The 13099-nt window shown below is 73.8% G+C and carries 9 protein-coding genes; 4 read left to right on the top strand and 5 right to left on the bottom strand.

Annotated elements, in window-relative coordinates; translation table 11 throughout:
- The first annotated feature begins 362 nt into the window (after positions 1-362).
- Positions 363-2414: a phosphocholine-specific phospholipase C gene (locus tag ACZ6SQ_RS35420; protein WP_469569583.1), complete on the top strand. Its 2052-nt coding sequence runs from the start codon at positions 363-365 to the stop codon at positions 2412-2414.
- 78 nt (positions 2415-2492) lie between these two features.
- Here ACZ6SQ_RS35420 and ACZ6SQ_RS35415 read toward each other — a convergent pair whose 3' ends face one another.
- Positions 2493-3620 carry a DMT family protein gene (locus ACZ6SQ_RS35415; RefSeq protein ID WP_469569580.1) on the bottom strand — a complete coding sequence of 376 codons (1128 nt, stop codon included), beginning with the start codon at positions 3618-3620 and terminating at the stop codon, positions 2493-2495.
- Positions 3617-4414, bottom strand: a complete 798-nt coding sequence (locus ACZ6SQ_RS35410) for a phosphatase PAP2 family protein (RefSeq protein ID WP_469569578.1) — start codon at positions 4412-4414, stop codon at positions 3617-3619. Before ACZ6SQ_RS35410 ends, ACZ6SQ_RS35415 begins: the two co-directional genes overlap by 4 nt.
- 228 nt (positions 4415-4642) lie before the next feature.
- Here ACZ6SQ_RS35410 and ACZ6SQ_RS35405 point away from each other — a divergent pair, with 228 nt between their 5' ends.
- Entirely contained in the window at positions 4643-5254 is a 612-nt protein-coding gene (locus ACZ6SQ_RS35405) for a TetR/AcrR family transcriptional regulator (protein ID WP_389336846.1), read from the top strand.
- Positions 5255-5482: 228 nt separating this feature from the next.
- Here ACZ6SQ_RS35405 and ACZ6SQ_RS35400 read toward each other — a convergent pair whose 3' ends face one another.
- Positions 5483-6595: a DUF2510 domain-containing protein gene (locus ACZ6SQ_RS35400; RefSeq protein WP_469569576.1), complete on the bottom strand. Its 1113-nt coding sequence runs from the start codon at positions 6593-6595 to the stop codon at positions 5483-5485.
- A 292-nt stretch (positions 6596-6887) separates the two neighbouring features.
- Between ACZ6SQ_RS35400 and ACZ6SQ_RS35395 the strand changes: the two genes are divergently transcribed.
- Positions 6888-9569: an ATP-binding protein gene (locus tag ACZ6SQ_RS35395; protein ID WP_469569574.1), complete on the top strand. Its 2682-nt coding sequence runs from the start codon at positions 6888-6890 to the stop codon at positions 9567-9569.
- A gap of 64 nt (positions 9570-9633) precedes the next feature.
- Here ACZ6SQ_RS35395 and ACZ6SQ_RS35390 read toward each other — a convergent pair whose 3' ends face one another.
- On the bottom strand, positions 9634-10608 hold the full coding sequence (locus tag ACZ6SQ_RS35390; protein WP_469569572.1) for a DUF3048 domain-containing protein: 975 nt from the start codon (positions 10606-10608) through the stop codon (positions 9634-9636).
- 206 nt (positions 10609-10814) lie between these two features.
- On the opposite strand from ACZ6SQ_RS35390, the gene ACZ6SQ_RS35385 reads away from it, so the two are divergent.
- Positions 10815-12005 carry a zinc-dependent alcohol dehydrogenase gene (locus ACZ6SQ_RS35385; RefSeq protein ID WP_469569570.1) on the top strand — a complete coding sequence of 397 codons (1191 nt, stop codon included), beginning with the start codon at positions 10815-10817 and terminating at the stop codon, positions 12003-12005.
- Between the two features lies 1 nt (position 12006).
- On the opposite strand, the gene ACZ6SQ_RS35380 is transcribed toward ACZ6SQ_RS35385, so the two are convergent.
- Entirely contained in the window at positions 12007-13077 is a 1071-nt protein-coding gene (locus tag ACZ6SQ_RS35380) for an ATP-dependent DNA ligase (protein ID WP_469569568.1), read from the bottom strand.
- Positions 13078-13099 lie beyond the last annotated feature (22 nt).

Raw genomic sequence — 13099 nt, 5'->3', positions numbered from 1 at the left:
CAGCCCATGTGTTAGGTGTTGGGTGGCAAACCTCTTGTTTCTGTCGGGGGGGGGGGGGGGGTTCCCCCCCCAGGGCCTAGGACGCGGACGTCTCCGCCGCGCCCGGCGCCTCCGCCGTGCCGTCCGCGCTCCACGGACACCCCCGAGTGCCGCAATCGCCCCCTCGCGCGCGCCGCCGCCGGTACCGCCGTATCGTCGATGACCTGATCCCGCCGTTTCGCGCATCTCTCGTACCGACGACTTTCACGCGGGCGCCACCGCACCCTTCCCTGACGTTTGGTGCTCTTGGAACACTCCATTCGCGCGCATTCCGTCACGGCCCGGCCGGTTCAACTCCCTTCAGCACGAGAGGTCCCTCACTCATGCCCGAAGTCAACCGGCGCCGATTCCTCCAGGTCGCGGGTGCCACCACGGCCTTCACCGCTCTGTCGAGCAGCATCGAGCGGGCCGCCGCCCTGCCGGCCAACCACCGCTCCGGCACCCTCGAGGACGTCGAGCACATCGTCGTCCTGATGCAGGAGAACCGTTCGTTCGACCACTACTTCGGCAAGCTGCGCGGCGTCCGGGGCTTCGGCGACCCCCACCCCGTACGGCTCGACAACGGCAAGTCGGTGTGGCACCAGAGCGACGGCACCCGCGAGGTGCTGCCCTTCCACCCGGAGGCCGACGACCTCGGCATGCAGTTCCTGGAGGGGCTCCCGCACGGCTGGACCGACGGACAGCAGGCGTACAACGGCGGCGACTACGACAAGTGGCTGCCCGCGAAGGGCACCACGACCATGGCGTATCTGACCCGCGAGGACATCCCGTTCCACTACGCCCTCGCCGACGCCTTCACGGTCTGCGACGCCTACCACTGCTCCTTCATCGGCTCGACCGACCCGAACCGCTACTACATGTGGTCGGGCCACACGGGCAACGACGGCAAGGGCGGCGGCCCGGTCCTCGGCAACGACGAGCTCGGCTACGACTGGACGACCTACCCCGAGCGCCTCGAGGCGGCCGGCGTCTCCTGGAAGATCTACCAGGACATCGGCGACGGCCTCGACGCGGCCGGCTCCTGGGGCTGGATCTCCGACGCCTACCGCGGCAACTACGGCGACAACTCCCTGCTGTACTTCAACAAGTACCGCAACGCGCGGCCCGGCGACCCCTGGTACGACAAGGCCCGCACCGGCACCGACGTCAAGAACGGCGACGGCTACTTCGACCGGCTGCGCGCCGACGTCCAGGCCGGCGAGCTGCCGCAGATCTCCTGGATCGCCGCACCCGAGGCGTTCTCCGAGCACTCCAACTGGCCCTCGAACTACGGCGCCTGGTACATCGCGCAGGTCCTCGACGCGCTGACCTCCAACCCGGCGGTGTGGGCCAGGACGGCCCTGTTCATCACGTACGACGAGAACGACGGCTTCTTCGACCACATGCTGCCGCCGCTGCCGCCGAGGAACGCCGCCCAGGGCAGGTCCACGGCCGACGTCTCGCTCGACCTGTACCCCGGCGACAGCCGGCGCCCCGCCGGACCGTACGGCCTCGGCCCCCGGGTGCCGATGCTGGTCGTCTCGCCGTGGAGCAAGGGCGGCTTCGTCTGCTCCGAGACCCTCGACCACACCTCGGTGATCCGCTTCATGGAGCGCCGCTTCGGCGTGGGCGAGCCGAACATCTCGCCCTGGCGTCGTGCCGTCTGCGGCGACCTGACCTCGGCCTTCGACTTCTCCCGCAAGGACAGCCGCCCGGCCCCGCTGCCGGACACCGAGGCGTACGAGCCGCCGGACCGCGAGCGGCACCCCGACTACCGGCCGGTCCCGCCCGCCGACCCGAGCCTGCCCCGGCAGGAGCCCGGGTCGCGCCCGGCCCGCCCGCTGAAGTACGCCCCGGCCGTCGATGCCGCCGCCGACCCGGCGACCGGCAGGGTCACGCTCACCTTCGCCTCGGGGAGCCGGGCCGGCGCGGCCTTCTGGGTCACCGGGGGCAACCGCACCGACGGCCCCTGGACCTACACCACCGAGGCCGGCAAGAACCTGTCGGACACCTGGAACACGGTCTACTCGGGCGGTTCGTACGACCTGACCGTGCACGGCCCCAACGGTTTCCTGCGCGTCTTCCGCGGGCCGGGCAAGGCCGCCGGACCCGAGGTCACCGCACGGCACGCCGGTGACGACCTCGAACTGACCTTCACCAACAAGGGCGCGGCCACCGCCCGGTTGAAGGTCGTCGACGGCTATGGCGCCAAGCCCCGCACCGTCAAGGTGCGCGCGGGCGCGACCGTGAAGGTCGTCCTCGGCCTGGCAGCGAGCCGCCGTTGGTACGACCTGACGGTCACCTCCGCGGACGACCCGGCGTTCCTGCGCCGCTTCGTCGGCCATGTCGAGAACGGCCGCGCGGGCGTCAGCGACCCGGCGATCGTGACGGACTGACGTTCCCGTCCGACGGAGGTGCCCCGGCCCCGCGAGGCCGGAGCATCTCCGTCCCGGGTCACGGACCCGGTGTCCGTCTCAGGCCACCAGCCCCGCGTCCGCCGACTCCTTGGCGTGCGCGGCCGGCCCGTGCCGTCGGCGGCTCCGCCAGGACCGGGCGCGCGGAAGCGGTACGGCCCCCGGCACCCCTGGCAGCGAGGGCACGGACGGCACACCCTGCACCTCCAGTGCCTCCAGCACCGGAACGCGCACGACCGCCGTACGCCCCGCGCCGGCCCGCCCCGCGCCCTGCGTCCCCGCCGCACCCGCGACGGCGGCCGGCCCGAGGTCCACCGCCTCGCCCGTGACCGCGCCCGGAGCCGGTGCCACGACACGCTCCTCACGCCCCGGCGCCCCCCGCGACAGCAGCACCACGCCCCAGGCCGCGAGCCCCGCCCCGGCCAGGGCCATGAGCAGGCCCGTCGGCCCGCCCCGGAGACGTTCGCCCAGCAGGGAGAGACCGATCAGCGCGGCCGCCACGGGATTGGCCAGGGTGACCACGGCGAGCGGCGCCCCGAGGCCGCCGTTGTAGGCGGTCTGCGACAGCAGCAGGCCGCCGGCCGCGAACGCGGCGACGAGGACCGCGACCCCGACCACCTGAAGGCTGAGCAGCGGGCCGGAGCGGTCGGTGGCGGCCACCGTCACCGTCTGGGTCAGTGCCGAGGCGACCCCGGAGGCGAGGCCGGAAGCGGTCGCGTGCCGCAGGCCCGGCCGGGCGCCGGGCCGGGACAGCAGGCCGATCAGCGCGGCCGTCGTCCCCGCGACGGCCAGCGCCTCCACCGGGCTGAGCACATCGTCGGGCGCCGGGCCCGACGCCGTGGCCAGCAGCGTGGCGAGCCCCGCCAGGGTGAAGGCCGTGCCCCGCCACTCCGCGGCGCTGACCCGCCGGCCCGCGACCCGCGCCCCCAGCGGCACCGCCGCGACGAGGGTGAGCGCGCCCAGCGGCTGCACAACGGTCAGCGGCCCGTACTTGAGGGCCACCACGTGCAGCAGCGCGGCGGAGGCGTTCAGCCCCACCGCCCCCCACCAGCTCACGCTGCCCAGCAGCCGCAGCACCCCGGTGCCCCGGGAGCGGGCGGCGAGCCGCTCCTGCGCCACGGCCGCGGCGGCGTAGGCGAGGGCGGAGAACAGTGACAGCAGGACGGCGAGGCCGGACGCGGTGCTCATCGGCCCGCCCCGACGAGCGCGCCGTCCTCGGCGGGAGCGAGGTCCGCGGTGCCCCGGCCCGCGGTGGTGGCGGTGTGCCGGGGCACGTGCACCAGTGCGAGCGCGAGGCCCAGCAGGGCGGCCGCGACCAGCGCGTCCAGCCAGTAGTGGTTGGCCGTGCCGACGATCACCAGCAGGGTCAGCAGCGGATGCAGCAGCCACAGCCACCGCAGACGCGACCGGGTCGCCACGATCAGGCCGATCGCGAGCATCAGCGCCCAGCCGAAGTGCAGCGAGGGCATCGCCGCGAACTGGTTGGAGAGCGTGTCGGTCTGCGGCGGGCCGTACACCGAGGGCCCGTACACCCGGGCCGTGTCGACCAGGCCGGTCGCCGCGAGCATCCGGGGCGGGGCGAGCGGGAACGCCAGGTGCAGCACCAGGGCGGCCGCGGTGAGCGCGGCGAGCACCCGCCGGGCCCAGACGTAGTGCGCCGGGCGGCGCAGATAGAGCCAGACCAGGAAGGCGGCGGTGGCCGGGAAGTGCACGGTCGCGTAGTAGACGTTGGCCGTGTGCGCGAGGGTGTCGCCGTGCAGCAGCGCGGACTGCACCGCGCCCTCGCCCGGCAGGCGGAGGACACGCTCCAGGTCCCACACGCGGTGCGCGTTGCGGAAGGCCGCCTCGGTGTGGCCCGTGGCGAGCTGCCGTCCGAGCTTGTACACGAGGAACAGCCCCGCGACGAGCAGGATCTCGCGCAGCAGTGGCGGCCGGGCGGCCCCGTCGGGCTCCGCTCGGTCGGGCTCGGTGCCTGCTTTCATGCCCCGCCCCTTCGGTGACAGTGGTGCGAACGAGCCGCGGGACCGGCCCGGACTCGGCGATACGTCGGCGTTCCGATACTGAGACGTACCGATACGGGACTGTACCGATACGGCAGTGTACCGATACGGACGCGTACCGGTACACTGGCGTATCGCAGGGCATGAGTCACACTGGATCCCACACTGCCGACAGGGGCTCGAAGGCCACTGGAGCGAGAGGAAGTGCCGATGACGTCGCAGGCCGCGGACCGGCCCGATCAGGTCGCCTCGCGCCGCTCCAAGCTGACGCGGGAGCGTGAGCAGGAGTTCTTCGACGCCGTCCTGGAACAGATCCGCGCGTGCGGCTACGACTCCGTCACCATGGAGGGCGTCGCCGCGAGCACCAGGTGCAGCAAGTCCACGCTGTACCGGCAGTGGCGGACCAAGCCGCAGTTCGTGGCGGCGGCCCTGCGCTCCTGCCGTGAGGTGCGGTTCGCCGGGATCGACACCGGCTCGCTCGCCGAGGACCTGCGCCGGGCGGCGCGGGCCGCGGGCGACTCCTCGGACAAGGACCAGGGTCTGCTCCAGGCCCTCGGCCACGCGGTCATGCAGGACCGCGAACTCCAGCAGGCGCTGCGCGAGGCGCTCGTGGACCCGGAGATCGACGCGCTGCGGGAGATCCTGCGGCGCGGCGTCGAACGGGGCGAGGTCCCCGCGGACCATCCCGCGCTGGAGTACATCCCGGCGCAGATGTACGGGGTGCTGCGGGCCCGTCCGGTCATCGAGGGGGAGTACGCCGACTCGGACTACCTGGTCCGGTTCGTGGAGGCCGCGGTACTGCCCGTGCTCGGTCTCACCTGAAGACCCGGGCGCCGTCCATGGGATGACTGGACGGTGGCCCGGCCGCGCCGCACCGTGGGGACGGGGGCGGCGCGCACCCCCCGGCCGGGTGGGGTGCCTCCGGAGCGGAGAGGCGCCCCTCCCGGCCGTCGTGCGCCGGGGACCGGCGGGGTTCCCCTCCTGGCCGCCGTACGTCCGGGGCGGTGGGGTTCCGCTCCCGGCCGTCGTGTCCGGCGGGCCCCGGGCGGGTCAGACGTTCTGCCCGCTGCCGGTGCCGCCCGAGAACTTCTTGATGCCCGCGGTGATCTCGTCCATGATCGACAGCTTCTGGTCGGTGTCCAGACCGAAGCGGACGATGATCATCTCGTTCTCGGGGTCGACGGGCGAGGGGAAGACCAGCGACTGGACGTAGCCGTCCGACCCCTTGCTCGTGACCGCCTTCCAGCGCACCACATAGCCCTTCTGGCCGGCCACGGTGACCGCCTTCGAGAGCAGTTCCTGATGCGAGGTGATCCTGCCGTAGCTGTTCCCGTAGGACTCCGCGGCGTTCCTCGCGATGTCGTTCTTGGCGATCGCCTCGGGCGTGGTCCCGGTGGCGCCGAGATCCTCCGCCGCCGCCGAGTACGCGCCGCCCTTGGTGCACAGCTGGTCCGGCGTGCCGGGGCAGTCGTAGGTGTCGTCCGAGCCCATCGCGGCCCCGGCCCGGTTCGTCCGCCCGGACCAGCCCTGCGGCACCGGCATGCTGATCCCGTTCAGCGGGTCCTGGAGGGTGCCGCCGCCCGCCACCTCGGGCAGGCCGCGCTCCGGGTCCTCGTTCTCGGGGGAGGGGGGCGCCTCGGGCGAGGGCGACCGGTCGTCCGGCCCGCCGGAGCCGTCGTCGCCGAACGGGCCGGGACGGCCGTCCTGCCCCTGCGAGTCCGCCCGGGACGGGCTCCCGCCGTCGTCCTTGGTCAGCACGAACACGCCGACGCCGATGCTCGCCAGCACCGCGGCGGCGACACCGACCGCGATCCCGGTCCGCAGCCCGCGCCGCTGCGGGGCGGGCGCCGCGCCGGGGTACCCGGGATAGCCCGGATACCCCGGGTGGCCGGGCTGACCGGGGTAGCCCGGGTAGCCCGCGCCCGGAGCCCCCGGATATCCCTGCGGGGCGGGATGGCTGTGCTGGCCCGGGGCTCCCGGGTAGCCCGCCGGGGCCGGGTACGCCCCGCCCGCCGACGGCGCCGGCGGCCCCCAGGGCGCGGCCGATCCCGTGGGACGGGTCTGCTCCGTCCACGCCCCGCCGTCCCACCAGCGCTCGGTGGCGGGACCGTCACTTTTCTGCCCGGGGTCGGGGTACCACCCGGGGGGAGTCACCTGCGTCATACCCCCACCGTATGAGGCGACCGTGAGATCCCGATGAGAGGGCCCGGAACGCGGACGAGAACCGGACGATACCGGTGCACACACGGCGGTTCGGCTGCGAATCGGCCGCAACTCCCCATCCACCGGCGCCCGCTGACATCCCTTCGCGCCCCTGCGCGCGCCCCTCGCATCACCCGGCGCCCTCCCCGTCACCTCTCGCGGGAAGAGCTGCCCTGACCCGCCTCCACCAGTGCCGCCGGACGGCTAGGCTCGAGGTCTGTACGCAGTCCGGGCGACATGGGGAGGTAGCGGGATGACGGAGGTACGGCCCACTGCGGCCGCCTCGGCTTCCCTGTGGGAGCGCGACGAGGAAGTCGCCGCCATCACGGAGGCGGTCGGCACCCTGTGCTCCGACCGGTCGTCTGCGGGCAGGCTGCTGGTGTTCCGCGGCGAGGCGGGGCTCGGCAAGACCGCCCTGCTCCAGGAGGCCCGCCGCATCGCCGAGGAGCGCGGCTGCACGGTCTGGTCCGCGCGCGGCGGCGAGACCCTGAGGTCCGTCCCCTTCAACGTCGTCCGCCAGCTCCTCCAGCCGGCCCTGGTCTCGCTGCTGCCCGAGGAGGCGCGCGAGTACCTCGGCGACTGGTACGACATCGCAGGGCCCGCCCTCGGCATAGCGGAGCCGACCGAGCGTCAGGCCGACCCGCAGGGCGTGTGCGACGGACTCGTGGCCGCCGTGCGACGCCTCGCCCGCCGGGAGTGGCCGCTCGTCCTGCTGATCGACGACGCCCACTGGGCCGACCAGGAGACCCTGCGCTGGCTCGCCGCGTTCGCCGAGCGCCTCGACGACCTGTCCGTCCTGGTGGTCGTCGCCCGCAGGCCCGGTGACGTGGCCGGCGACAGCGCCCGTCACCTCGACGCCGTCGCCGCCGCGAGCGGCCCGGTCACCAGCCTCAGCGCGCTCACCCCGGAGGCCGCGGCCGGCCTCACCCGGCTCGCCCTCGGCGCCCACGCCGACGCCCCGTTCTGCCGCGAGGTCTGGGCCGTCACCGGCGGCAACCCCTACGAGACCGTCGAACTCCTCGCCAAGGTCCAGGACAGCGAACTGGACCCGACCGACTCCTCGGCCGGTGAACTGCGCGCCCTGAACCGCACGGCGCGCGGCGGCGGCCTGGTCGCCCGGCTCGAGGGACTCGGCGTCGACGCGACCCGGTTCGCCTGGGCGGCCGCAATCCTCGGCACCGGCATCACCGTCGACCTGGTGGCCCGCCTGGCCACCATGGCGTACGACGACGCCAGGCGCTGCGCCGAACTCCTGTGCAACGCCCGCATCCTGACCGAGCCCGACCCCGCGTCCGCCCAACCCGAGGACGGGGACCTGGAGTTCGTCCACCCGCTCATCGCCTCCGCCGTCTACAACTCCATCCCGGACGGCCTACGCACCGCGATGCACGGCATCGCCGCCCAGGTCGTCACGGACTCCGGTCTCGGTGCCGCCGCGGCCTCCCGCCATCTGCTCAGGGTCCACCCGGACGACGACGCCGACCTCGTCGAGCAGTTGCGCGAGGCCGCCGCCGAACACCTCGCCGTCGGCGCCCCGGACGCCGCCCGCCGCTGCCTGGAGCGCGCGCTGGACGAGCCGCCCCGCCAGGAGGTGCACGCCCGGCTGCTGTTCGAACTCGGCTGCGCCACCCTGCTCACCGCGCCCGCGACCACCATCGGCCATCTCCAGGCCGCGCTCGCCATGCCGGGCCTGGACGGCGGTGCACGCGTGGACGCCGTCTACCGCCTCTCCCAGGCCCTGCTCCACAACGACCAGCTCGAACAGGCCGTCCGTACCGTCGAAGCGGAGGCCGCCCGCCAGGAGGACGGGCCCGCCCGGCTGCGGCTCCAGGCCGTGCAGTACATGTGGGAGGGCATCTACGCGGGCGAGGCCGCCTCCCCGGGACGCTCCGAGCGGCTCGCCCGGCTCGCCGCGACCTGCACCGGCCGCGACAACGCCGAGCGCGCCCTGCTCATCCTGCGTGCCTTCGACGCCATGACCCACGGCGAGAACGCCGAGGAGGTCGTCGAGCTCTGCGACCGCGCCCTGGTCAACGGCCGCCTCGCGCCCGGCCTCGGCTGGACCGACACCGAGTGGGGCATCGAACTGCTGATGATGCTCGGCAGTTCCTACGCCTACTCCGACCGGCTGGACCGCGCCGAGAGCCTGTTCTCCGAGGCCCTGCGCGCCTACACCTCGGCCGGCTGGAGCGGCGGCCATCTCGCCCTGGCCAACGCCTTCCTGGGGCTGGCCTACCGTCGCCGCGGCCAACTGCGCGACGCCGAGAAGGTGTTGCGCGAGTCCCTGCGCCTCGCCGAACGAGTCGGCCGCGGGCTGCCCCTGTACTGGTCGGCCACCTGCGGACTCGTCGACACCCTGCTGGCCCGCGGCCATGTCGAGGAGGCCTGGTCGCTCGCCGAGCGGTACGGCTTCGCCCCGCCCTACCCCTCCACCATCGTGCTGCCGGACACCCGCTCCGTGCGCGGCAGGCTGCTGCTCGCGGTGGGCCGTACGAAGGAAGGGATCAACGAACTCGGCGAGGCCGAGAAGGCGGCCGCCGCCCGGGGCGGGCACAACCCCGTCCTCGCGCCCTGGACCGTCGACCTCGCGGGCGCTCTCGCCGCCGAGGACCCGGCGCGTGCCGCCCGGCTGGCCGCCGACGCCCGCCGCCAGGCCGAGCGCTTCGGCACGGACACCGCGATCGGCGAGGCCCTGCGCCTCGCCGCCGCCCTGGAGACCGGCCCGGCCAGGGCCCGGCTCGCCGCGCAGGCCGTCACCTATCTGGAGGCGTCGCCCTGCCAGTACGAGCACGCGGCCGCGCGCATCGAGTACGGCATCGCGGTCGGCTCGGTCACCGAGCTCAACCGCGGTCTGTCCCTGGCCCGTTCCTGCGGCGCCGACGGTCTGGTGAGCCAGGCGCGCACGGCACTCCAGACGGTGCCGGGACAGCGCTGACCGGGCTGACCGGCCGGACGGAGAGCCGGGTGCCGCCCTCAGGGGCGACACCCCTCAAGGCGCGTCAGGCCTTGGCGAACACCACCCAGACCTGGCCCGGGGCGAAGTCGATCTGCTCACCGTCGCCGCCCGTGAACAGGGTGCCGTCCTCGGCGGTCGGGCGTGACCAGGTCGCGTCGAAGGCCCTGCCGTCGCGCAGCACCGTGGCCCGGCCGCTGCCGACCGTCTCGGTGAAGGGCGTGTTGTTGCCGAGGAAGTCGTGGAAGGCGGACTCGCGCACCGTCACGTACTGCACGACGACCGTCGCGGGCGCAGGCGGTCCGGCGTCGGTCGTGGTGGCGCTCGTACCGTCCATGGCGACCAGATAGCCGTTCCGGCCGGGGGACCAGGTGAAGGTGAAGCGGGCCGCCGGATAGCGCACCGTCTCCGAGGTGTCCGCCCGGCCGCCCGAGGGCGCGGCGCCGTAGCTGAAGCCGGTGGTCAGGGCGGAGACGCCGGGCGCGGCGGGCAGCAGGCCGCCCGGGCGCAGATAGAGGTTGTGCGGGGCCGGGCGTCCCGCGCCCCGGTAGTAGGCGCCGGAGGTGTGGCCCGGCGGCTCGGCCCGCAGCGGGGCCGCGTCGATCAGCGGCATCAGCTTGCGCTGCGCCCCGGAGTAGGCGAGCGTCGGCTCGTCGAACTGGCGCAGCAGCTCCAGGTCCGACTCCCGGGCGCTGCGCACCGGGCCGACGTCGTCCGGCAGCGTGTTCGCGTACACCGCCATCAGCCGGCTCAGGCCGCCCTCGACCTGTTCGACGTAGACGACGTCCGCGCTGTTCAGCCCGGTGTGCGGGCGGGCGAGCCGGGCGTTGTCGATCTTCACGGCGAGTACGGAGCCGGTGGCCGCCGCAGGCGTGGACGGCGTCGAGGGGTCGGCCGGGGCGCGTCCGTCGTCGGGGGTCCCGCTCCCGGAGGTACAGCCCGCGGCCAGGGAGGCCGTCATCACGGCGGCCAGCAGGGCCAGTGCCGTACCGCCGCGGCGCGTGCGCGCCCTGTGTTCCATGCCCACCGTGGCCACCCGCCCAGTCCTGTGTCATCGATTGTGCGCTCATCAGGTCATTGCAGGCCATACCCGTCGGGGCGCCGCGGTGGGCCACGTATCCCTCCTCGGTCACCGGGAATCGGCCGATCGGCCCACGCCCGGTTCGCCGGTGACGCCCCGGGTACCCGGACGGGGGCCTGCCCACGACGAACGGAGAGGAGCGGGCGATGAAGGCTGTGACCTGGCAGGGCCGGCGGGACGTCCGGGTGGAGGAGGTGCCCGACCCGCGGATCGAGGAGCCCACGGACGCGGTCGTGCGGATCACCTCGACCGGGCTGTGCGGCTCCGACCTGCATCTGTACGAGGTGCTGACGGCGTTCATGACACCGGGCGACATCCTCGGGCACGAGCCCATGGGCATCGTCGAGGAGGTCGGCGCGGGTGTGCCCGACCTCAGCGCCGGGGACCGCGTGGTCGTGCCGTTCCAGATCGCCTGCGGCGGCTGCTGGATGTGTCTGAACGCACTGCCCACCCAGTGCGAGACCACCCAGGTCACCGGCGAGGGCATGGGCGCGGCGCTGTTCGGCTACACCCGGCTCTACGGCGCGGTGCCCGGCGGCCAGGCCGAGTATCTGCGCGTTCCGCAGGCCCAGTTCGGGCCCATCAAGGTCCCCGAGGGGCCGCCCGACGACCGGTTCGTCTACCTCTCCGACGTGCTGCCCACCGCCTGGCAGGCCGTCGCCTACGCGGACGTCCCGCCGGGCGGCACCCTCGCCGTGCTCGGTCTCGGCCCCATCGGGGACATGGCCTGCCGGATCGCCCGGGTGCGCGGCGCGGAGCGGGTGTTCGGGGTGGACCTGGTCCCCGAGCGGCTGCGCCGGGCCGAGGCCCGGGGCGTGGAGACCTACGACCTGCGGGACTACGCCGACGAGAAGGAGCTGGTGGCCGCGATACGGGACGAGACCGACGGGCGCGGCCCGGACGCCGTCGTCGACGCCGTCGGTACCGAGGCGCACGGCAGCGCCGCCGCCCGCCTCGCCCAGCAGGCCGCGAGCCTGCTGCCCAGGAAGCTCGGCGCCCCCTTCGCGGAACGCTTCAGTGTGGACCGGCTCGCCGCCCTCTACACGGCCATCGACCTGGTCCGGCGCGGCGGCACCCTGTCCCTGGTCGGCGTCTACGGCGGTATGGCCGACCCGCTGCCGATGCTCACGATGTTCGACAAGCAGCTCCAGATCCGCATGGGCCAGGCGAACGTACGCCGCTGGAGCGACGAGATCCTGCCCTACCTCACCGACGAGGACCCGCTGGGCGTGGACGACTTCGCCACCCACCGGCTGCCGCTCGACGAGGCACCGCGGGCGTACGAGATGTTCCAGCACAAGAGCGACGGCGCGGTGAAGGTGCTGATGACGCCCTGACTCAGGCCTTCTCTCCGAGGATCTTCGCGAGGTCGTAGCGCACCGGCTCCTCCAGCTGGGCGTAGGTGCAGCTGTCCGGCGTGCGGTCGGGGCGCCAGCGGCGGAAGCGGGCGGTGTGCCGGAAACGGGCCCCGTTCTCCATGTGGTCATAGGCGACCTCCGCCACCCGCTCCGGGCGCAGCGGCACCCAGGACAGATCCTTCTTGCCCGACCAGCGGCTCGGCGCCCCCGGCAGCCGGGCCGTCTCGTGGGCGGTCTCGTCCGACCAGGCCGCCCACGGATGCCCCGTGGCGTCGTCCATGCGCAGCGGCTCCAGCTCCTCGACCAGCTCGGCGCGCCGCTTCATCGGGAACGCCGCCGACACACCGACGTGCTGGAGGACGCCCCGGTCGTCGTGGAGCCCGAGCAGCAGCGAGCCGACGATCGGACCGCTCTTGTGGAAGCGGTAGCCGGCCACGACGACGTCCGCCGTCCGCTCGTGCTTGATCTTGAACATGGCCCGCTCGTCCTGGAGATAGCGCCCCGCGGGCGGCTTGGCGATGACGCCGTCCAGCCCCGCGCCCTCGTACTGCTCGAACCAGGTCTGCGCGAGATCCACATCGGTCGTCGCCGGTGCCAGATGCACGGGCGGGGTCGCCTCGGCGAGCGCCCTGGCGAGCAGCGCCCGCCGGTCGGTCAGCTGTGTGTCGAGCAGCGACTCGTCGTCGAGCGCCAGCAGGTCGAAGGCGACGAACGAGGCCGGGGTGCGCTCGGCCAGGGTGCGCACCCTGGAGTCGGCGGGATGGATCCGCTCGGTGAGCGCGTCGAAGTCCAGCCGCCCCTCCCGGGCGATCACGATCTCCCCGTCCAGGACGCAGCGCTGCGGCACCCGCTCCCGCAGCGCCGCCACCAGCTCGGGAAAATACCTGGTCAACGGCTTGCCCGTACGGCTGCCCAGCTCCACCTCGGCGCCGTCACGGAACACGATCGCCCGGAAGCCGTCCCACTTGGCCTCGTACTGCATCCCCGGCGGGATCTTCGCCACCGACTTGGCGAGCATCGGCTTCACGGGCGGCATCACCGGCAGGTCCATGGTCCGATTCTGCGCGCGGCCG

It is taken from the genome of Streptomyces sp. NPDC048600, from assembly GCF_055587025.1.
The sequence above is the reverse complement of the archived record's forward strand: the minus strand, read 5'-3'. Positions and strand labels throughout refer to the sequence as shown.

Bases quoted from the DNA above. Each gene is read 5' to 3' on its own strand.
- ACZ6SQ_RS35420 (WP_469569583.1), top strand. From the start codon at position 363: ATGCCCGAAGTCAACCGGCGCCGATTCCTCCAGGTCGCGGGTGCCACC.
- ACZ6SQ_RS35415 (WP_469569580.1), bottom strand. From the start codon at position 3,620: ATGAGCACCGCGTCCGGCCTCGCCGTCCTGCTGTCACTGTTCTCCGCC.
- ACZ6SQ_RS35410 (WP_469569578.1), bottom strand. From the start codon at position 4,414: ATGAAAGCAGGCACCGAGCCCGACCGAGCGGAGCCCGACGGGGCCGCC.
- ACZ6SQ_RS35405 (WP_389336846.1), top strand. From the start codon at position 4,643: ATGACGTCGCAGGCCGCGGACCGGCCCGATCAGGTCGCCTCGCGCCGC.
- ACZ6SQ_RS35400 (WP_469569576.1), bottom strand. From the start codon at position 6,595: ATGACGCAGGTGACTCCCCCCGGGTGGTACCCCGACCCCGGGCAGAAA.
- ACZ6SQ_RS35395 (WP_469569574.1), top strand. From the start codon at position 6,888: ATGACGGAGGTACGGCCCACTGCGGCCGCCTCGGCTTCCCTGTGGGAG.
- ACZ6SQ_RS35390 (WP_469569572.1), bottom strand. From the start codon at position 10,608: ATGGAACACAGGGCGCGCACGCGCCGCGGCGGTACGGCACTGGCCCTG.
- ACZ6SQ_RS35385 (WP_469569570.1), top strand. From the start codon at position 10,815: ATGAAGGCTGTGACCTGGCAGGGCCGGCGGGACGTCCGGGTGGAGGAG.
- ACZ6SQ_RS35380 (WP_469569568.1), bottom strand. From the start codon at position 13,077: ATGGACCTGCCGGTGATGCCGCCCGTGAAGCCGATGCTCGCCAAGTCG.